This window comes from Streptomyces sp. SBT349, assembly GCF_001083795.1.
GTDB lineage: Bacteria > Actinomycetota > Actinomycetes > Streptomycetales > Streptomycetaceae > Streptomyces.
This window is the reverse complement of sequence record NZ_LAVK01000022.1, coordinates 1-16,607: the sequence shown is the minus strand read 5'-3', so window position 1 is coordinate 16,607 and position 16,607 is coordinate 1. Positions and strand designations below refer to the sequence as shown.

The 16,607-nt window shown below is 72.9% G+C and carries 13 protein-coding genes and 2 pseudogenes; 5 read left to right on the top strand and 10 right to left on the bottom strand.

The annotated features are described in order from the left end of the window. Window positions 1–317: 317 nt before the first annotated feature. On the top strand, window positions 318–1,268 hold the full coding sequence (locus tag ADY01_RS04775; protein ID WP_049565944.1) for an ArsR/SmtB family transcription factor: 951 nt from the start codon (window positions 318–320) through the stop codon (window positions 1,266–1,268). Window positions 1,269–1,314: 46 nt separating this feature from the next. On the opposite strand, the gene ADY01_RS04770 is transcribed toward ADY01_RS04775, so the two are convergent. The 6 genes from ADY01_RS04770 to ADY01_RS04745 all read right to left on the bottom strand — a co-directional run bounded on the left by ADY01_RS04770 (window position 1,315) and on the right by ADY01_RS04745 (window position 8,891). Next, on the bottom strand, window positions 1,315–2,232 hold the full coding sequence (locus ADY01_RS04770) for an oxidoreductase (protein ID WP_049565942.1): 918 nt from the start codon (window positions 2,230–2,232) through the stop codon (window positions 1,315–1,317). A gap of 40 nt (window positions 2,233–2,272) precedes the next feature. Further along, window positions 2,273–4,564 (bottom strand): beta-glucosidase, encoded by a 2,292-nt coding sequence (locus ADY01_RS04765; RefSeq protein WP_049565940.1) that lies wholly within the window; start codon window positions 4,562–4,564, stop codon window positions 2,273–2,275. Window positions 4,565–4,596: 32 nt separating this feature from the next. Beyond that, a complete protein-coding gene (locus ADY01_RS04760; RefSeq protein WP_078900002.1) occupies window positions 4,597–5,508 on the bottom strand; it encodes a carbohydrate ABC transporter permease in 912 nt (303 codons plus the stop codon). Further along, window positions 5,505–6,407, bottom strand: a complete 903-nt coding sequence (locus ADY01_RS04755; RefSeq protein ID WP_049565938.1) for a carbohydrate ABC transporter permease — start codon at window positions 6,405–6,407, stop codon at window positions 5,505–5,507. The genes ADY01_RS04760 and ADY01_RS04755 overlap by 4 nt, the downstream gene beginning before the upstream one ends. A gap of 8 nt (window positions 6,408–6,415) precedes the next feature. Then, a complete protein-coding gene (locus ADY01_RS04750; protein ID WP_049565936.1) occupies window positions 6,416–7,723 on the bottom strand; it encodes an extracellular solute-binding protein in 1,308 nt (435 codons plus the stop codon). A gap of 148 nt (window positions 7,724–7,871) precedes the next feature. Next, window positions 7,872–8,891, bottom strand: coding sequence for a LacI family DNA-binding transcriptional regulator (locus tag ADY01_RS04745; RefSeq protein ID WP_049565934.1), 1,020 nt, complete (start codon window positions 8,889–8,891; stop codon window positions 7,872–7,874). 132 nt (window positions 8,892–9,023) lie between these two features. Here ADY01_RS04745 and ADY01_RS04740 point away from each other — a divergent pair, with 132 nt between their 5' ends. The 3 genes from ADY01_RS04740 (at window position 9,024) to ADY01_RS04730 (ending at window position 12,858) form a co-directional block, all read left to right on the top strand. After that, window positions 9,024–10,550, top strand: a complete 1,527-nt coding sequence (locus ADY01_RS04740; protein WP_078900001.1) for an endo-1,4-beta-xylanase — start codon at window positions 9,024–9,026, stop codon at window positions 10,548–10,550. Between the two features lie 226 nt (window positions 10,551–10,776). Further along, window positions 10,777–11,328 (top strand): hypothetical protein, encoded by a 552-nt coding sequence (locus tag ADY01_RS04735; RefSeq protein ID WP_049565929.1) that lies wholly within the window; start codon window positions 10,777–10,779, stop codon window positions 11,326–11,328. Between the two features lie 159 nt (window positions 11,329–11,487). Beyond that, window positions 11,488–12,858, top strand: coding sequence for a glycoside hydrolase family 6 protein (locus ADY01_RS04730; protein ID WP_053170516.1), 1,371 nt, complete (start codon window positions 11,488–11,490; stop codon window positions 12,856–12,858). 131 nt (window positions 12,859–12,989) lie between these two features. Here ADY01_RS04730 and ADY01_RS04725 read toward each other — a convergent pair whose 3' ends face one another. Together ADY01_RS04725 and ADY01_RS04720 are read right to left on the bottom strand one after the other, a co-directional pair. Beyond that, window positions 12,990–13,544 (bottom strand): DinB family protein, encoded by a 555-nt coding sequence (locus ADY01_RS04725; protein ID WP_199826160.1) that lies wholly within the window; start codon window positions 13,542–13,544, stop codon window positions 12,990–12,992. A 32-nt stretch (window positions 13,545–13,576) separates the two neighbouring features. Next, window positions 13,577–14,326: a TetR/AcrR family transcriptional regulator gene (locus ADY01_RS04720; RefSeq protein ID WP_049565926.1), complete on the bottom strand. Its 750-nt coding sequence runs from the start codon at window positions 14,324–14,326 to the stop codon at window positions 13,577–13,579. 149 nt (window positions 14,327–14,475) lie between these two features. Here ADY01_RS04720 and ADY01_RS41730 point away from each other — a divergent pair. Continuing rightward, window positions 14,476–14,751, top strand: a pseudogene (locus ADY01_RS41730) (nitroreductase/quinone reductase family protein); the annotation flags it as partial. A 53-nt stretch (window positions 14,752–14,804) separates the two neighbouring features. Here ADY01_RS41730 and ADY01_RS04710 read toward each other — a convergent pair. Further along, window positions 14,805–16,121, bottom strand: a complete 1,317-nt coding sequence (locus ADY01_RS04710) for a Cmx/CmrA family chloramphenicol efflux MFS transporter (protein WP_078900000.1) — start codon at window positions 16,119–16,121, stop codon at window positions 14,805–14,807. Between the two features lie 284 nt (window positions 16,122–16,405). Further along, window positions 16,406–16,607, bottom strand: a pseudogene (locus ADY01_RS04705) (hypothetical protein); the annotation flags it as partial.

Genomic DNA, 16,607 nt, shown 5'->3' with positions numbered 1-16,607 from the left:
CCCATTGGAACCTGGGTGAACCCACGGGGTGCCGCCCGCGCGGAGGTGGCGCTGGGGTCCGGCACGCGCCCGGGGCCCGGCCGGGGCGGACGTATCGGTCCCTCAGACGTCCTCGGCACGGCCTGGTAAACAGCGGGATCGTGCGAGCGGCCCGCTGTTCCCCCCGTCCGGGCGGTGCCGAACGGCCTCCACCCTCGCCTCATCGGCGCCATTGCGCGAACGAATTCGGCGTAGGCTGAAACTCCGTGGTCAGCGCTACAGGATGGTGCAAGGGAGCTTGCAGGACCGGACAAGGACCGGTCGGAACAGGGGAAACAGTGCTGCGGATCCATCTGACGGGAGAGGACCTGACGCGCATTCGCGTCGCGGAACGGCCGGATCCGCTCTGGGAGACGGTGCTCAGCACGCACCGTTTCCGCGACCGTCGGTCGCCGCACGTCTATGGCGCCTGGCGCCAGTCCGCGCGGCGCCGCATCGGCGCGCTGCCGGTCACGCTCAGGGCGCTGATACCCCGCACCGGTTACTTCCCCGACTTCCTCAATCCGCCGCAGTCGCAGGAGGGTTGGGACAGCGGGATGGAGGCGCTGCGGTCGACGCCGAGGCGCAGGCTCGGCCGGGAGGTCAGGCGCACCGAGACCGGGGCCGTGGGCACGGGCTGGCTGGAGGGCCTGGCGGGCGGCGAGCGCGAGGCCGTCGAGCGGCTGGCCACCGACCTGGACCGTTACCGCCGCACCGCGATCCTGGACGACGCCGTCTGGGCGCGCGTGCACGCGGATGTGGCGGCCGATCGCGCGCTGCGCGCCCGGCACCTGCTGGCCGGTGGGGCGCAGGGGCTGCTGGAGGGGCTGCGCCCGGTCCTGCGGTGGAACCCGCCGGTGCTGGAGGCGGCCTACCCGGTGGCGCGCGACGTGCGGCCCGGCGGCCGGGGGCTGTTGCTGGTGCCCTCGTTCTTCTGCGGGCCGCGCCCGGTCACCTACGCCGAGGACGGCGAGACGACGGTGGTGGTCTATCCGGTCGAGCACGCGCTGCCCGCGCCCGAGGACCCGGGGGCGCTGGCGCGGCTGCTCGGCGCCACCAGGGCGCGGGTGCTGCGGTGCATCGGGGACGGCGTCACCACGGGCGAACTGGCCCGCTGCGTCGGGGTGTCGCCCGCCTCGGCCAGCCAGCACGCGCGGGTGCTGCGGGACGCGGGCCTGGTGCGCTCGGTGCGGCGCGGCAGCGAGGTCCTGCACACCCTGACCCCGCTGGGCACCGACCTGCTGCCGTAGCCGCCGCCCCGGCGGTCCAGGGGGGCCACCCCGGTGGGCGGCCCGTTCAACCCTTCCAGCGGACGCCGGTCAGCTCCTCCGAGGCGCGCCACAGCCGGGCCGCCACCGCCTCGTTGCGCGTCCAGGGCGCCCGCCAGGGGCCGCCGGGGCCGCCGCGCGGCGTCCGCGCGCCCAGCACGCTCGGCCCGGTGAACGAGTCGGGCGCCACCCGGGGCGCGGTGGCGGCGTAGAGGCAGGGGATCGCGCCGACCTCGGGGGGCGCGGCCACCAGCCGGTTGGCGAGCGTGGCCAGCCGCTCCTGGAAGGCGCTGCCCGCCAGCCGCGGGCCCCGGGTGTGCAGTCCGGTGTCGGCCCAGCCGGGGTGGACGGCGGCGGCCACCACGTCCCGGCCGCGCAGCCGGTGCGCGAGCTCGTGGGTGAAGAGCAGGTTGGCGGTCTTGGACCGGCCGTAGGCGACCCAGCGGCGGTAGCGGCGGCGGGAGTTGAGGTCGCGCAGGTCCACGTTGGCGAGGAAGTGCAGGAGGCTGGAGACGGTCACCACGCGCGACCCGGGGGAGGCCACCAGGCGGTCGAGCAGCAGCCCGGTCAGCGCGAAGTGGCCCAGGTGGTTGACGCCGAACTGCATCTCGAAGCCGTCGGCCGTCTCCGCGTAGGGGACGGCCATCAGCCCGGCGTTGTTGATCAGGAGGTCGAGCCGCCGGTCGCCCCACTCCAGGGCGAACGCCCGCACCGACGCCAGGTCGGCCAGGTCGAGCGGCCGGGTCTCGGCCCTGGCCTCGGGGACCTCGCCGAAGAGCCGCTCCAGGGCGCCCTGTCCGCGCCGCTGGCTGCGGCAGGCCAGGACCACGCGGGCACCGCGGCGGGCGAGCTCGCGGGCGGTCACATAGCCGAGACCGCTGCCCGCGCCCGTCACCACCGCGGTGCGGCCCTTGAGGTCGGGGATGTCGCGCACGGTCCAGCCCATGACCTCAGGGTAGGCCGCGCCGCGGTGCGTGGCGAGGCGATCACGCTCCGTATCTGTGCGCGGTCGCCGGGCAGCGAAGGACGCGCTCGTACCCGACCCGGCGTTCCCGGCCGGTCAGCGTCAGCGGAACGGTCCCCCGCATGTCGCCGCTCGACGCGCCGAACCGCAGTTCGAGCGCGCCGGGTTCGACCAGGTGGCGCCCGTCGCCCAGGCTGTAGGCGGCCAGTTCGGCGTGGAACGTGAACCGCACGTCGGCCGAGGCGCCGGGCTCCAGGTGCACGCGGGTGTAGCCGATCAGGCGGTTCACGGGCCGCGCGGTCCTGGCGACGGGGTCGTGCAGGTAGAGCTGCACCACCTCGGTCCCGGCCCGCTCGCCGGTGTTGGTCACCGTCAGCCCGACGGTGGTCTCGCCGTCCGTGTCCAGCGTCTCGGTGTCGGCCGAGGCGTTCTCCCAGGCGAACTCCGTGTAGGACAGGCCGTGTCCGAACGGGTAGAGCGCGCTGGGGTCGATGGAGCTGGCGTCGCCCTTCTGGCCGAGCGGCGGCGCGAGATACGTCCACGGCTGCGCGCCGGTGTGCCGGGGCACGCCGACGGGCAGGCGCCCGGAGGGGTTGACCCGTCCGGAGAGGACTCCCGCGACCGCGCCGCCGCCCTCCTCGCCGGGGAAGAACGCCTGCACGCAGGCGGCGAGGCGATCGGCCCAGCGGCCCAGCGCATAGGGCCGGCCGGTGAGCAGCACGAGGACCACCGGCACTCCGGTCGCCAGCAGCTCGTCCAGCAACTCCCCCTGCTCGTCGGGGAGTTCCAGGTCGGTGGCGTCGCAGCCCTCGCCCGAGGTGCCGCGCCCGAAGAGGCCGGAGCGGTCGCCCGCGACCATGAGGACCACATCGGCGCCCGCGGTGTCCTCGGCGCGCCGCACGACGTCGATGTCCGCGTCGGGCAGCTCGTCGGTGACCGCCTCCAGGAGCGTCTTCATGTCGACGCCGACGGCGAGTTCGGGGTGGTGGACGCCGACGTGCCGGGGGAAGGTGTAGCAGCCGAGCATCGGCGCCACGTCGTCGGCCAGCGGCCCCGCGACGGCGATGCGGCCCGTGGCGTTCAGCGGCAGCGCGCCGCCGCCGTTGGCCAGCAGCACCACGGACTCCTCGGCGAGCCGCCTGGCCACCTCCCGCATCTCCGGCGGGTCGAGGTCGACGGCCTCGCCGGAGGCCAGCACGGGCGGCACCGGCGACCAGTCGGCGTCGAGCAGGCCCAGTTCGGCCTTCTGGGACAGGACGCGCAGCACGGAGCGGTCGACGAGCTCCTCGGAGACCTCCCCGGACTGGACGGCCTTGAGCAGCGGCGTTCCGTAGCAGCGCTGGGCGGGCAGCTCCACGTCCACGCCCGCGGTCAGGGCGAGCGCGGCGGCCTCGGCGGGGGAGCCGGCGACGCGGTGGGTGACCTCCAGGAAGGAGACGGAGAAGTAGTCGGAGACCACCGTGCCGGTGAATCCCCATTCCTCGCGCAGCAGTTCGGTCAGCAGCCAGGGGTCGGCGCTGGCCGGCACGGAGTCGAGGTCGTGGTAGGCGGCCATGACGGAGCGGGCCCCGCCCTCGCGCAGCGCCATCTCGAACGGCACCAGCACGACGTCGGCCAGCTCGCGCGGGCCGATGGAGACGGGGGCGTGGTTGCGGGCGCCGCGCGAGGCGGCGTGCCCGGCGAAGTGCTTGAGGGTGGAGATGATCCCGGTGGACTCCAGGCCGCGGACGTAGCCGGTGGCGATGGTGGCGACCAGGTACGGGTCCTCGCCGATGGTCTCCTCGGTGCGGCCCCAGCGCGGGTCGCGGGCGACGTCGAGAACGGGGGAGAGCCCCTGGTGGATGCCGACCGCGCGCATGGAGCGGCCGATGAGGGTCGCGGCGTGTTCGACCAGGTCCGGGTCGAAGGAGGCGCCCCAGGCGAGGGGGGTGGGGAAGATGGTGGCCTGCCAGGCGGTGAAGCCGGTCAGGCACTCCTCGTGGACCAGGGCGGGGATGCCGAAGCGATTCGCCGCCGCGATCTTCCGCTGGTCGTCGCTGAGCACCCTGGTCTTCTCGCCGGGCTCGACCGGGGCCGTGCCGAAGGGGCGGGTCAGCTGGCCGAGGCCGTGGGGCAGCAGGGCCGTCAGATCGGGGACGTCGGAGTTGATCTCGCTCTGCATCGGCGCGACATCGGCGTCGTCCTCGCTTCCGGCGTCGGATCCGGGCCAGACGCCGACCAGCTGCGCGAGCTTCTCCTCGAGAGTCATCTGGGACAGCAGCTGAGCGGCGCGGGTCGGGGCCGTCAGGGAGGTGTCCTGCCAGGGGTGGTGCATGAGGCTCCTTGTCGGGGCGGTCGGTGCCGGGGTCAGCGACCGCCGACGCCCATGAGGCCGTTGATGAGCTGACGGCGGGCGAAGAGGTAGGCGGTGAAGATCGGCACGATCGACAGGACGACGGCGCTGAGCAACGACGGGACGTCGGTGCGGAATTCGCCGACGAAGTCGTACAGACCGAGGGTGAGGACCTTCGTCTCCGGTGACTGGGTGAGGATCAGGGGGAAGAGGAAGCCGTTCCACGCGTTGAGGGCGGAGAACACCCCGACGGTGGAGATGCCGGCCCGGGAGATGGGCACCACGAGCTGGAGGAGCACGCGGAGTTGGCTCGCGCCGTCGAGAGCCATGGACTCGTACAGCTCCTCGTCGATGTCCCGCATGGCGCCGACCAGGATGAGCACGCCCACCGGCAGGGAGAACGCGGCGGTCGGCAGGATGATCGCGAGGAGCGTGTCGTAGAGCTGGAGTTCGGTGATGATCAGGTAGACCGGGATGATCACCGCCTGGCTGGGGATGGCCAGGCCCAGCAGGAAGAGCTGGAAGACCCGCGAGGAGAGCCGGGAGCGGGTGCGCACGATGCTGTAGCTGACGGTCACCGCCAGCACGATGGCGATCGCCGCGCAGGAGACCGTGACGAGCAGGGTGTTGAGCAGGTACTGCGGGAAGTCGCCTTCCAGCACGGTCCGGTAGGAGTCGAACGTGATCTCGTCGGGGATCGACAGAGGGCCGTTGGCCAGGTAGGACTGCCGCGACTGGAGCGTCGAGACGATCAGGACGTACAGCGGCACGACGACGATGACGAGCCACACCAGCGCGAGGAACCCGGCCGCGTAGTTGGCGCGGGGCAGGCGGAACGGCCGTCTGACCGCCCGGCGTTGCTCCGGCGCGCGGTCGTCGGTGCGGTCGGGTCCCTTGCCCGGCCGCTTGTCGATGGTGTGCGTCACATCCCCTCCCGGGTGCTGCGCATCTTCGTGAACCCGGTGAGCCGCACGAGCAGCAGGGACGCCGCGGTGGCCACCGCGACCAGGGCGCAGGCGATCGTGCTGGCGTAGCCGAGGTCGAACGCGGCGAAGCCGGTGTCGTACATCAGGTACGGGACGATCTCGGTGGCGTCGCCCGGACCGCCGCGGGTGAGGATGAGCACGGTGTCGAAGTAGGTGAGGGCGCCGACCACCATCAGCACCGTGGAGGTGACGATGGTGTTGCGGAGCTGCGGCAGCGTGATGTGGAAGAACTGCCGGATGGTGCCCGCGCCGTCGATGGAGGCCGCGTCGTAGAAGGAGCGCGGGATCTGCCGGGCGCCGCCTTGGTAGATGAGCATGTGGAACGGGATGAACTGCCAGCCCGTCACGAAGAGGATGGCGGCGAAGGCGCCGCGCGAGTTGCCCAGCAGGTCGGCGCTCTCCAGGCCGAGCCAGTCGGCGACGTCGGGCGCGAGGCCGAAGTTGGGGTCGAAGATCGTCCGCCAGAGCAGGGCCAGCGCCACGGAGGAGGCCAGCAGGGGGAGGAAGAAGACCGCCGAGAGCACGGCCCTGTTGCGCTGGCGGCCGGCCGCCCACACGCCGAGCAGGAGGGTGATCGGGGTCTGGGTCAGCCAGGTCAGCGCCGTCAGCAGCAGGCTCAGCCAGACGGCGTTGCGCATGCCGTCGTCCTCCCAGAGCCTGGTCCAGTTGTCCAGGCCGGTCCAGGAGGGGTCGGAGAGGCCGTCCCAGTCCGTGAAGGACAGGGCGGCCACGATGGCCATGGGCGCGGCGGCGAAGAACACGAAGAAAAGCACGCCCGGGATCGCCCAGGCGATGCCTGGGCGACCGGCGCGCGGGGCGGGGGAAGTGGTGGACTTCACGAGGGTGCCTACAACTCCTGCATGGAGTCGACGAACTCCTGCGCCGTCACCTGACCGCTGAAGAGCTGGTCGATGGCGTCCAGCATCGGGGCGGCCTGGGACGCGGGCAGCGCCTGGTCCCAGGAGAGGGTGAAGCTGGGCGCCTCGTTGACCATGTCGTACTGCCAGCGGGCGAACTCAGGGTTGGGGCTGGAGTCGATCAGGGACTCGGCGTTGGTGGTGGTGGGGATGTCGCCGTTGTCGATGAGCGCCTGCGCGTACTCTTCGGTGCCGTGCATCTTGAGGAACTCGATGGCGGCGTCGAGACGTTCGCCCTCGACCTGGGAGTTCACCGACCAGTAGTTGGTCGGGTTGCCCACCACGGCGCTCGGGTCGCCGACCCCGCCCTCCACGGCGGGGAACGTGGTCCACGCCAGGTCGTTCTCGGCGAACTCGGGCTGGTTGGTCAGGTGGTTGGCGTACTCCCAGCTGCCCATCAGGTGCATCGCGGCCTCGCCGGACGCGAAGAAGGTGGGGGCGCCGTCGTCGGTGAAGGCGACGGAGCGGAAGTCGTTGCCGAACGCGCCCGCGTCGACCATCTCGACGACGGTCTCGGCGGCGTACAGCATCGCGGGGTCGGCCCACCCGGAGGGGTCGCCGTTGCGGATGCGGTCGAAGACCTCGGCGCCGCCCTGCCGGTCGAGCAGGTACTCCAGCCACATCATGTTGGGCCAGATGTCGGCGCCGCCCAGCACGAGGGGGGTGATGTCGTCCTGCTGGAAGGTGTCGACCAGGCCCATCAGGTCGTCCATGGACTGCGGCGGCTCGACGCCGGCCTCGTCGAAGAGGGTCTGGTTGTAGAAGAGGATCACCGGCTGGACGCCGCGCATCGGGATGCCGTAGTAACGGCCGTCGACCGCGCCGGCGTCCATGATCGTCGGGATGAACGCCTCGCTGAGCTCGGCGTCCTCCTCCACGGTCTCGGTCAGGTCGACCAGCATGTCCTCGGCGACGAAGTCGCTGATGGAGCCGCCACCCCAGTTGAAGAAGATGTCCGGGGCGTTCGGCGACCCCATGGCGGTCCGCGTGCGGTCCTGGTAGTTCGCGCCGGGTATCTGGGTCAGGTTGATGTCGATGTCGGAGGTCTCGTTGAACTGGTCCACGACCTCCTGCTGGATCGTGGAGGACCCGTCCTGGTAGACCCACACCTCCAGCGCGTCGCCGCCACCGGGGCCGTCGCTGCCGCAGGCCGCGAGGACGGGGGCGGTCAGTGCGAGCGCTGCCGCCGCCGCCAGGGTTCTGGTTCGCCGGGGACGCCACGGGTTAGGGCTTCGCATCACACGCACCTTCCGGAAACTCGCCGAAAATTATCGGGCAGGTGCCGGGGAAGTTACGGGGGACGTACCCCTCGCGTCAACAAGGGGGACGACAACAAGTCGGTTAAGGCAGGCCGGAGGGAGGAACGGGCGGCGCGCGCCCGTCCCCTCAACGGCGCTCGGGCGGGGGCGCGGTGGACGCGCGAACCACCAGCTCGGTGGCCAACTCAAGCCGCGGGGAGTCCAGTTCCTCGCCACGTGCCTGGCGCAGCACCGTGCGCGCGGCGACCTTGCCCATTTCGGCCAGCGGCTGCCGCACGGTGGTGAGCGGCGGCGCGGACCAGCGCATTTCCGGAAGGTCGTCGAAACCGACGATGCTGACGTCCTGCGGAACCCGCAGCCCGAACTGCCGCAGCGCCTCGATCGCGCCCATCGCCATCTGGTCGCTGGCCGCGAAGACCGCCGTGGGCGGGTCGTCCAGCTCCATCAGCCGCCGGCACCCGGTGAACCCGGTCTCGTGGTAGAAGTCGCCCGGCACCGTGAGCGCCTCGTCCAGCGCCACGCCCGCCGACTCCAGCGCCGCCCGGTACCCGTCGAGCCTCGCCCTGCTGCACAGCAGCCGCGGCGGCCCCGCGATGAACCCGATGCGCCGGTGGCCGAGCTGGAGCAGGTGCTCGGTGGCGGCCAGGCCGCCCGCCCAGTTGGTCGCCCCCACGGTCGGGGCGTCCAGCGCCAGCGTGCCCGCCGGATCCACCACCACGATCGGCACGCCGAGCCGGTGCAGCTCCTTGTGGAGAACCGGCTCCAGCGCGGAGGTCACCAGGATCACGCCGTCCGAGGCCCGCGCCCGCAGATTGGTCATCCACTGCCGCGCCGCGCCCGCGCGGTCGTGAATGGCCGAAACCACCGTGCCGACACCGGCCGCGTGGGCGACCTCCTCGACGCCGCGGATGATCTCCACGGCCCACGGGCTGTCCAGGTCGTTGAAGACCAGATCGAGCAGCGCCGCCCGGTCGCCGGGCGCGTGCGTGCGGCGCCGGTAGCCGTACTGCCGCAGCAGCTCCTCGACCTTCGCGCGCGTCTCGGGCGCCACATCGGAGCGACCGTTGACCACGCGCGAGACGGTGGGCACCGAGACGCCCGCCTCCCTGGCGATGGCCGTGATGGTCACCTTGCGTTCCCCTGTCATGGGCACCTCTTCTATCGGGTTCCGCGGTCCGGAAGTTTTTCAACATTATTCCGGAAGGGTTGACGCGTCCAAGTGCGCCCCATAGAACGGTGCCGTCAGCCTGCGGGGGCATGACAGTGAAAGGGGTACTTCATGCTATCCCTGGTACGCAGAGCCGCGGTCGTCTTCGCTGCCGGGGCCTTGCTCTCCGGCGCCGCGATGCACGGCAGCGCACAAGCCCAGGTCCAGGTCCAGGATCCGTCCATCGCCCAGGCCGCCACGTTGCGCGAGGCCGCCCAGGAGCAGGGAGTGTTCGTCGGCACGGCCGTCAACGACGGCAGGCTGAACGACGCCCGCTACAGCGGCATCGCCGGTGACGAGTTCAGCAGCGTCACCGCCGAGAACGCCATGAAATGGGAGTCGGTCCAGCCCTCCCGCGGCCAGTTCAACTACGCGGGCGGCGACCGGCTGGTCGACTTCGCCCAGCAGAACGACCAGCAGGTCTGGGGCCACACCCTGGTCTGGCACAGCCAGCTGCCGGGCTGGGTGTCCAACGGCGGCTTCAACTCCACCCAGCTGAACCAGATCATGGTCGACCACATCACCAGCGTGGCCGGTCACTGGGCGGGCGACATCGCCTACTGGGACGTCGTCAACGAGGTGTTCAACGAGGACGGCACCTTCCGCCAGTCGGTCTTCCAGACGACGATCGGCCAGCAGTACATCGCCAACGCCTTCCGCGCCGCGGACGCCGCCGACCCCAACGCCAAGCTCTGCATCAACGACTACAACATCGAGGCGGACAACGCCAAGAGCGACGGCATGTACAACCTGGTCTCCAGCCTGCTGGACCAGGGCGTGCGGGTCGACTGCGTGGGCTTCCAGTCCCACCTCATCCTCGACCAGGTCCCCGGCAGCATGCAGGCCAACATGCAGCGCTTCGCCGACCTGGGGCTCGAAGTCGTCATCACCGAGCTCGACATCCGCATGAACACCCCGGCCGACTCGACGCGCCTGGCCCGCCAGGCCACCCAGTTCGGCCAGGTCGTCGGCTTCTGCCTGGCCGTCTCGAACTGCTCGGGCGTGACGGTGTGGGGCATCAGCGACGCCGATTCATGGATCCCCGACGTGTTCCCCGGCGAGGGCGCGGCCTGCCTGTGGGACGACAACCTCAACCCCAAGCCCGCCTACAACGGGGTCCTGACGGCGCTCGGCGGCACGCCGGGCGGCGACCCGGACCCGGACCCGGATCCCGAACCGGGTGACTGCGCCGCCGCGTACCGGGTGACGAGCCGGTGGAACGCCGGCTCCGTCGTCGGGGTCAGCGTCACCGTCGACGAGGCGGTGAGCGGCTGGACGGTCGGGTTCTCCCTCCCCGCGGGCTCGATCACCAGCTCCTGGAACGCCGATATCAGCCAGAGCGGCACCCAGGTGACGGCGAGGAACGCGGCGTACAACGGGAACGTGGGCGCCGGAGGCACGTTGACCTTCGGTTTCCAGACCAACAGCGGAGCGGAGTACGCCGTTCCCGAGGTCACGCTCAACGGAGCCGCCTGCGCCTCGGCGTGCCGGGGGTGGCTTGTGCCGCCCGGGGTCCTCGGGCGACGAGCGGGCGGTCACTGGATGTCAGTGGGAAGGGCGTCCATCAGGACCTCGTCGCAGTGCCGGCCGTCCCAGTAGCCGGCGGCACGGCGGCGGCCGACGTGCTGGAACCCCGCCTTCTCGTAGGCCCGCAGAGCAGCGGTGTTGGGCGCCAGGACGCTCAGCCAGATGCCGCGCAGGCGCCGAAGCGGGCCGCCGGTCCCCGGTCGTCGGTCCCGGCAGGCCGACGTTGGCCAGATCGCCGTCCCCACCGGACATCCGGCCCCGCTCCCCGAGCCGAGAGGCCGACCCTAGGCTGTGGGCCATGCTGCTGACCTTCGACGGCGCGACCACCGCCGACGCGCCCGCGCCGCGCACCGGCGGAGTCCCGCTCGTCCCGAGTGCGTTCGTATGGCCGAGGTGCCGCGAGTGCGGTGGGGCCATGCAGTTCCTCGCCCACCTGCCCCTCGACGTCGGCGTGGCCGCGGTGTTCTTCTGCCAGAACGACCCCGGGATGTGCGACGACTGGGACGCCGCCGCCGGCGCCAACCGCGCCTACCTGTTCTCCGGTGAACTCACCCCGGCCACCGTCCCTGCCGACGGCGTGACACTCCTGGGCGCGGTCACCGCTCTGCGTCCCCATCCCGCTGACCAGCCCACGCAGGGGCCGATCCTGGGACGGCTGGGCGGCGAGCCCGACTGGATCCAGGGTGACGAGACGCCCCACTGCCCCTCGTGCGCCACCCGTATGACGTTCACCGCCGAGCTGGAGGAGGGGTACGACGTCAGCAGCTCGGCGAACTTCGGCGGCGGGGGCCGCGGTTACCTGTTCACCTGCCGGCCCTGCGGCGAGGCCGCGTTCCTCTGGCAGCGCTGAACGCGCCCCGAGAACCGAGGCGTTGGCCGAGCCGTCTCCCGCGGAGGCCGTGTCCGGTGGCGCTCTTGACGGGGTGTGCGGGAGTTTCGACACTGGGGGCGGGAGGTCTGGGGGCGCCCTGATCGGTCCGTGTCGTGCCAGCCAGGAGGCCACACCGCCATGCCACCCCCCAGCCATACCCGCAGACGCGCCGCCCTCGCGGCCCTCGTGGCCGTTTCGGCCGCCGCCACCATGCTGATCGGCGGTGCCGGCGGTTCCGCCGCCGCCACCGGCCCGATCGACCGGGCCGCCGCCCAGCGCGTGGACAATCCCTACGCCGGCGCCCGGGTCTACGTGAACCCCGAGTGGTCCGCCAACGCGGCCTCCGTGCCCGGCGGCGACGCCGTCGCCGACCAGCCCACCGCCGTCTGGCTGGACCGGATCGCCGCCATCGGCGGCGCCGACGGCCGGATGGGCCTGCGCGAGCACCTCGACGCGTCGCTGGCGCAGGGCGCCGACCTTGTGCAACTCGTGCTCCACGACCTCCCCAACCGCAACTGCGACCGCCTCGCCCCGCACGGTGAGCTGGGCCCGAACGACCTGCCGCGCTACCGCGAGAGCTTCATCGAACCGATCGCCGGGATCCTGGCCGACCCCGCCTACGCCGGCCTGCGGATCGTCACCGTCGTCGAGCCGCACTCCCTGGCCCGGCTCGTCACGCACACCCCGCCCCGGTACGCCAGCACGCCGGCCTGCGCGGCGGCCCTGGAGAGCGGCGTGTACGTCGACGGCATCGGCTACGCCCTGGCCCGGCTCGGCGCGCTCCCGAACGTCTATCCGTACCTGGACCTCAGCCACCACGGCTGGCTCGGCTGGGACGACGAGTTCCACGCCACCGCGCGGGTCCTCCTGGAGGCCGCGACCGCCGCCGGCAGCACCACCGCCGCCGTCCACGGCTTCATCTCCAACGTCGGCGACTACTCCGTTCTGGACGAGCCCTACCTCGACGCCGACGACGTCGTCGCGGGCACCCCCATCCACCAGACGTCCTGGGTCGACTGGAACCCGTTCATCGACGAGCTGCCGTACGTCGAGGCGTACCGCGAGGAACTCGTCGGCCTCGGCTTCGACGAGCACATCGGCATGCTGATCGACACCTCCCGCAACGGCTGGGGCGGCCCGGGGCGTCCCACCGGGCCCGGGCCGACGACCCGCGCCGAGGATTATGTCGAGGAGGGCCGCACCGACCGGCGGATCGTCGCCTCGAACTGGTGCAACCAGGCCGGCTCCGGCCTGGGCGAACGCCCCACTGCCGCCCCGGTCCCGGGCGTCGACGCCTACGTGTGGGCCAAGCCGCCGGGCGAGTCCGACGGCACCGGGCTGGAGAGCCCGATCGGCCCGCCCCGGGAGCCGATGTGCGACCCGACCTACCTCGGCGCCGGCGCCAACCCCCCGCCGACCGGCGCCCTGCCGGACGCGCCCCCGGCCGGGGCGTGGTACCCCCAGCACTTCGCCGAACTGGTGCGCAACGCCTGGCCGCCGCTGGACTGACGGCCGCCGCCACCGGCGCCCGGCGAACCTGAACGTGCGCCGACCGCCCCGGGCCCCGCACGGCATTGTCACCGAGGGTGGCAACGGGAGGGTGCTGTGCGAGGCCCGGCGCGGGGCGTCGCTCGCGGCCGCTACAGCCCGATGCGGCCGTCGACGCGCTCGCGCAGCAGGTCGGCGTGGCCGTTGTGGCGGGCGTACTCCTCGACCAGGTGCACCAGCACCTCGCGCAGCGACACCGGCTCGCTCTCGGGGTCGGCGCTGAGGGTGCCGAGGTCGCCCGCCTCGGCCACGAAGCGGTCGGTGAACGCGCAGTCCTCCCGCCACACCCGCCACGCGTCGGCGACCACCGCGGGGTCGCCCACCGCGCCGTCGAAGTCCCCGTCGCGGTCCTCGTCGCCGTAGTAGTGCGGCGGGGTGTCGAGCCCGGCCATCCGCACCTGGAACCAGCGCCGTTCGACCTCGGCCAGGTGACGCACCAGGCCGAGCAGCGACATCGTGGAGGGCTCCACCGAGCGCCTCGCCAGATCGGCGGGGGAGAGCCCGGCGCACTTCAGTTCGAGCGTGAGGCGCTGGCGGCGCGGAAACTCCATGATCGTGGCACGTTCATCACCGCGAACCGGCCCGTGCCCCCTGGGGTCCTCCTCGGCCGCGAGGAACATGTCGCCCCTGGTCTTGCGATGGTCCATGGCGTCATTCTCGGCGCCCTCTCATACGCCGATCAATCGGATACCTCCGAGCGACCGGCGGGCTCGTCCCGGCCCGGGTCGGCGGGGGGCAGCCCGGCGGCGGCGGCCAGGCGCCGGGCCGTGTGGACGAAGAGCTCGTCGCGACCGCGTTCGATCACCCCGTGGAACTGGCCGAAGACCTCGAAGCCCACCAGGCCGACCAGCTGGGCCCAGCCCGCCACCACCGCCGCCATCGCCGGGGCGGGCAGCCCCTCCGCGTGCTCGGCGGCCAGCTCGCCCGCCTCCGCGCGCAGCGACTCGGGCAGCGGCCCGCCGGGCGCCCGGCCCAGCAGCCCGTCCTCCCTGGCGTCGAGCGCGACCCGGGCCAGCGCCAGGGGCACCCGGCCGCCGGGCGCGTTGGTGTCCTGCGGGGCCGCGTATCCCGGCACCGGTGTGCCGTGCAGGAGCGCGAACTCGTGCGGGTGCGCCAGCGCCCAGGCGCGCACGCTCGCGCACACCGCCGTCCAGCGGTCGGCCGGGGCGGTCCTGGGCGCGTCGTCGAGCGCGGCCTCGGCGGCCTCGCCCAGCGCGTCGTACGCCTCCACGATCAACGCGGTCAGCAGGTCGTCGCGGCTGGGGAAGTACCGGTAGAGCGCCGAGGAGACCATGCCGAGCTCGCGTGCGACGGCGCGCAGCGAGAGCTTGGCCGCGCCCTCGACGGCGAGCCTGCGCCGCGCCTCGTCCATGATCGCGGCGGTGACCTCGCGCCTGGCCCGTTCCCTGGCTCCCTGGATCGCAGTCATACCGGCAGTGTGCCATCGCCGGAGCGTCGATCAAAAAAGTGAGCACTGCTCTTGCTTTCGGTCGTCGCGTGCGGCACTGTTGCTCACAACAGAGAGCACCGCTCTCGCCAGAGCGCGAGACCGAGCGCGAGACCCCCGAGGAGCCACCCATGAGCGAGCGCCCGCACGTCAGGAAGCCCGGCCGATTCACCAACCAGGTCCTCAACCGGGCCGTCGCCTTCCTCGTCCGGCGCGGGATCGGCCCCTGGGGCGCCCGCGTGCTGGCCGTGCGCGGGCGCACGTCAGGCGCCTGGCGCACCACCCCGGTCAACGTGCTGACGGTGGGCGGGCGCCAGTACCTCGTCTCGCCGCGCGGGCACGTCCAGTGGACGCGCAACATGCGGGTGGCGGGCGGCGGCCGGCTCCTCCTCGGCAGGAAGGCGGACGCCTTCACCGCCGAGGAGGTCCCCGACGGGGAGAAGCCGGAGCTGCTGCGCGCCTACCTCAAGCGGTGGAAGTGGGAGGTCGGCGCGTTCTTCGACGGCGTCGGCCCCGACTCGCCCGAGGACGAGCTGCGCCGCGTCGCCCCGAACCACCCGGTCTTCCGCGTCACCGTCACCGGCCCCGCGGCCTGAGCGCCGCCCGCGGCCGGCCCCGCCACGCCCGCCACGCCCGCCACCGCGAGGGCGAGCGCCACCAGACCGGCCGCCACCCAGAGCGGCGCGCGGTGGCCCAGGCCCGCGGGGTCGGCGTCGATGGCGGCGCCGCCGAGCCAAGGGCCCAGCGCCGCACCGATGTTGAGAGCGGCCGTGGCGAACGCGCCCGCCAGCGTCGGGGCCATGGCGCCCGCGTAGAGCGCCTGCGAGATCAGCGTCGCGCCGACCGCGAACGAGAGCGTCCCCTGGGTGAGCACCAGCACGAGCGCCGCCACCGGCGACCCGGCGAGCGCCGCGAAGAGGACCCAGCCGGCGAGCAGCGCGGCGCCGCCCCCGACCAGCAGCGGAAGCGGCCGGGTGTCCGCGGCCCTGCCGCTGAACGTGACCCCGAGGAACGAGCCCACGCCGAAGAGCGCCAGCACCGCCGGCACCCAGCCCTCCCCGAGGCCGGTCACCTCCGTGGTCAGCGGCGCGAGATAGGTGAACGCGCAGAACGTGGCGCCGTTGACCAGCGCGCCCAGCAGCAGCGTGACCAGGAGCCGGGGGCGGCGCAGCGCGCGCAGCTCACCGAGGGCGCCCGCCCCGCCGCGTTCCGCTTCCGCGGTCGGGCCGCCGGTGCCCGCGGGCACCGTGCGCAGGATGGCGAGGACGGCGGGCACCGAGATCAGCGCCACCGCCCAGAACGCGGCCCGCCAGCCCCAGAGCTGGCCGAGCGCCGCGCCACCGGGCACGCCCGCGACACAGGCGACGGTCACGCCGCTGAGCAGCACGGAGGTGGCGCGGCCCTTGGCGTCGGGCGCGACCATGGCGGTGGCCGTGGTCAGCGCGACCGCGAGGAACCCGGCGTTGGCCAGCGCGCCGACGACCCGGGTGGCGAGCAGCACCGCATAGCTGCTGGTGAGCGCGCCGATGACATGAACGATCAGAAACGTGACGAGAAACGTCAGCAGCGCGCGCCGCCGCGACCACCGGCGGCTCAACAGCGCCATCAACGGGGCGCCGACGACCATTCCGACGGCGAACGCCGAGGTCAGCGATCCCGCGGCGGGGACCGAGATCCCCAGGTCACGGGCCAGGTCCGGGATGAGACCCGCCAGCATGAACTCCGAGGTGCCCTGGGCGAAGATCGCCAGGGTGAGGACGTAGAGGGCAAAAGGCATCGCAGAGCTCCGCAAGCTCGAAAGAAACGGGAAGAGAACTGCCCGAAGCGGAGCGATCCGGTGGCGGAGGGGGCGCGATCGGCGAGACGACGCGGTCAACGGGGTGACACGGTCAGCGCGGTGACGCGGTCAACGGGGTGACGCGGTCAACGGGGTGACGCGGTCAACGGGTGAGGCGATCAGCGCGAGAGGCCACCGGAGGGCTCCGGTGGCGAGAGTCTGGATGCCTCGGGACTCGACACGTCCCGCACCCTAGCCGCCTTCCGCCGTGCCGCGCACGCCCTTTACGGCGCGAGCGGCACCGGAGGCGCGTACGGGTGCGGGTCCGGCGCGCGCGTGGGCGTGAGGAACCGGCCGCCCGCCGGGTCGTACGGGCGGCGCGGCGGCGTGTGGGGGAAGGTGATCCCGGCGTCGGCGTCCCAGGACCGGTCGGGCCCCTCCAGCGGGCAGGCGCGCCCCGCCGTGCCGCCCGTACGACCCGGCGGG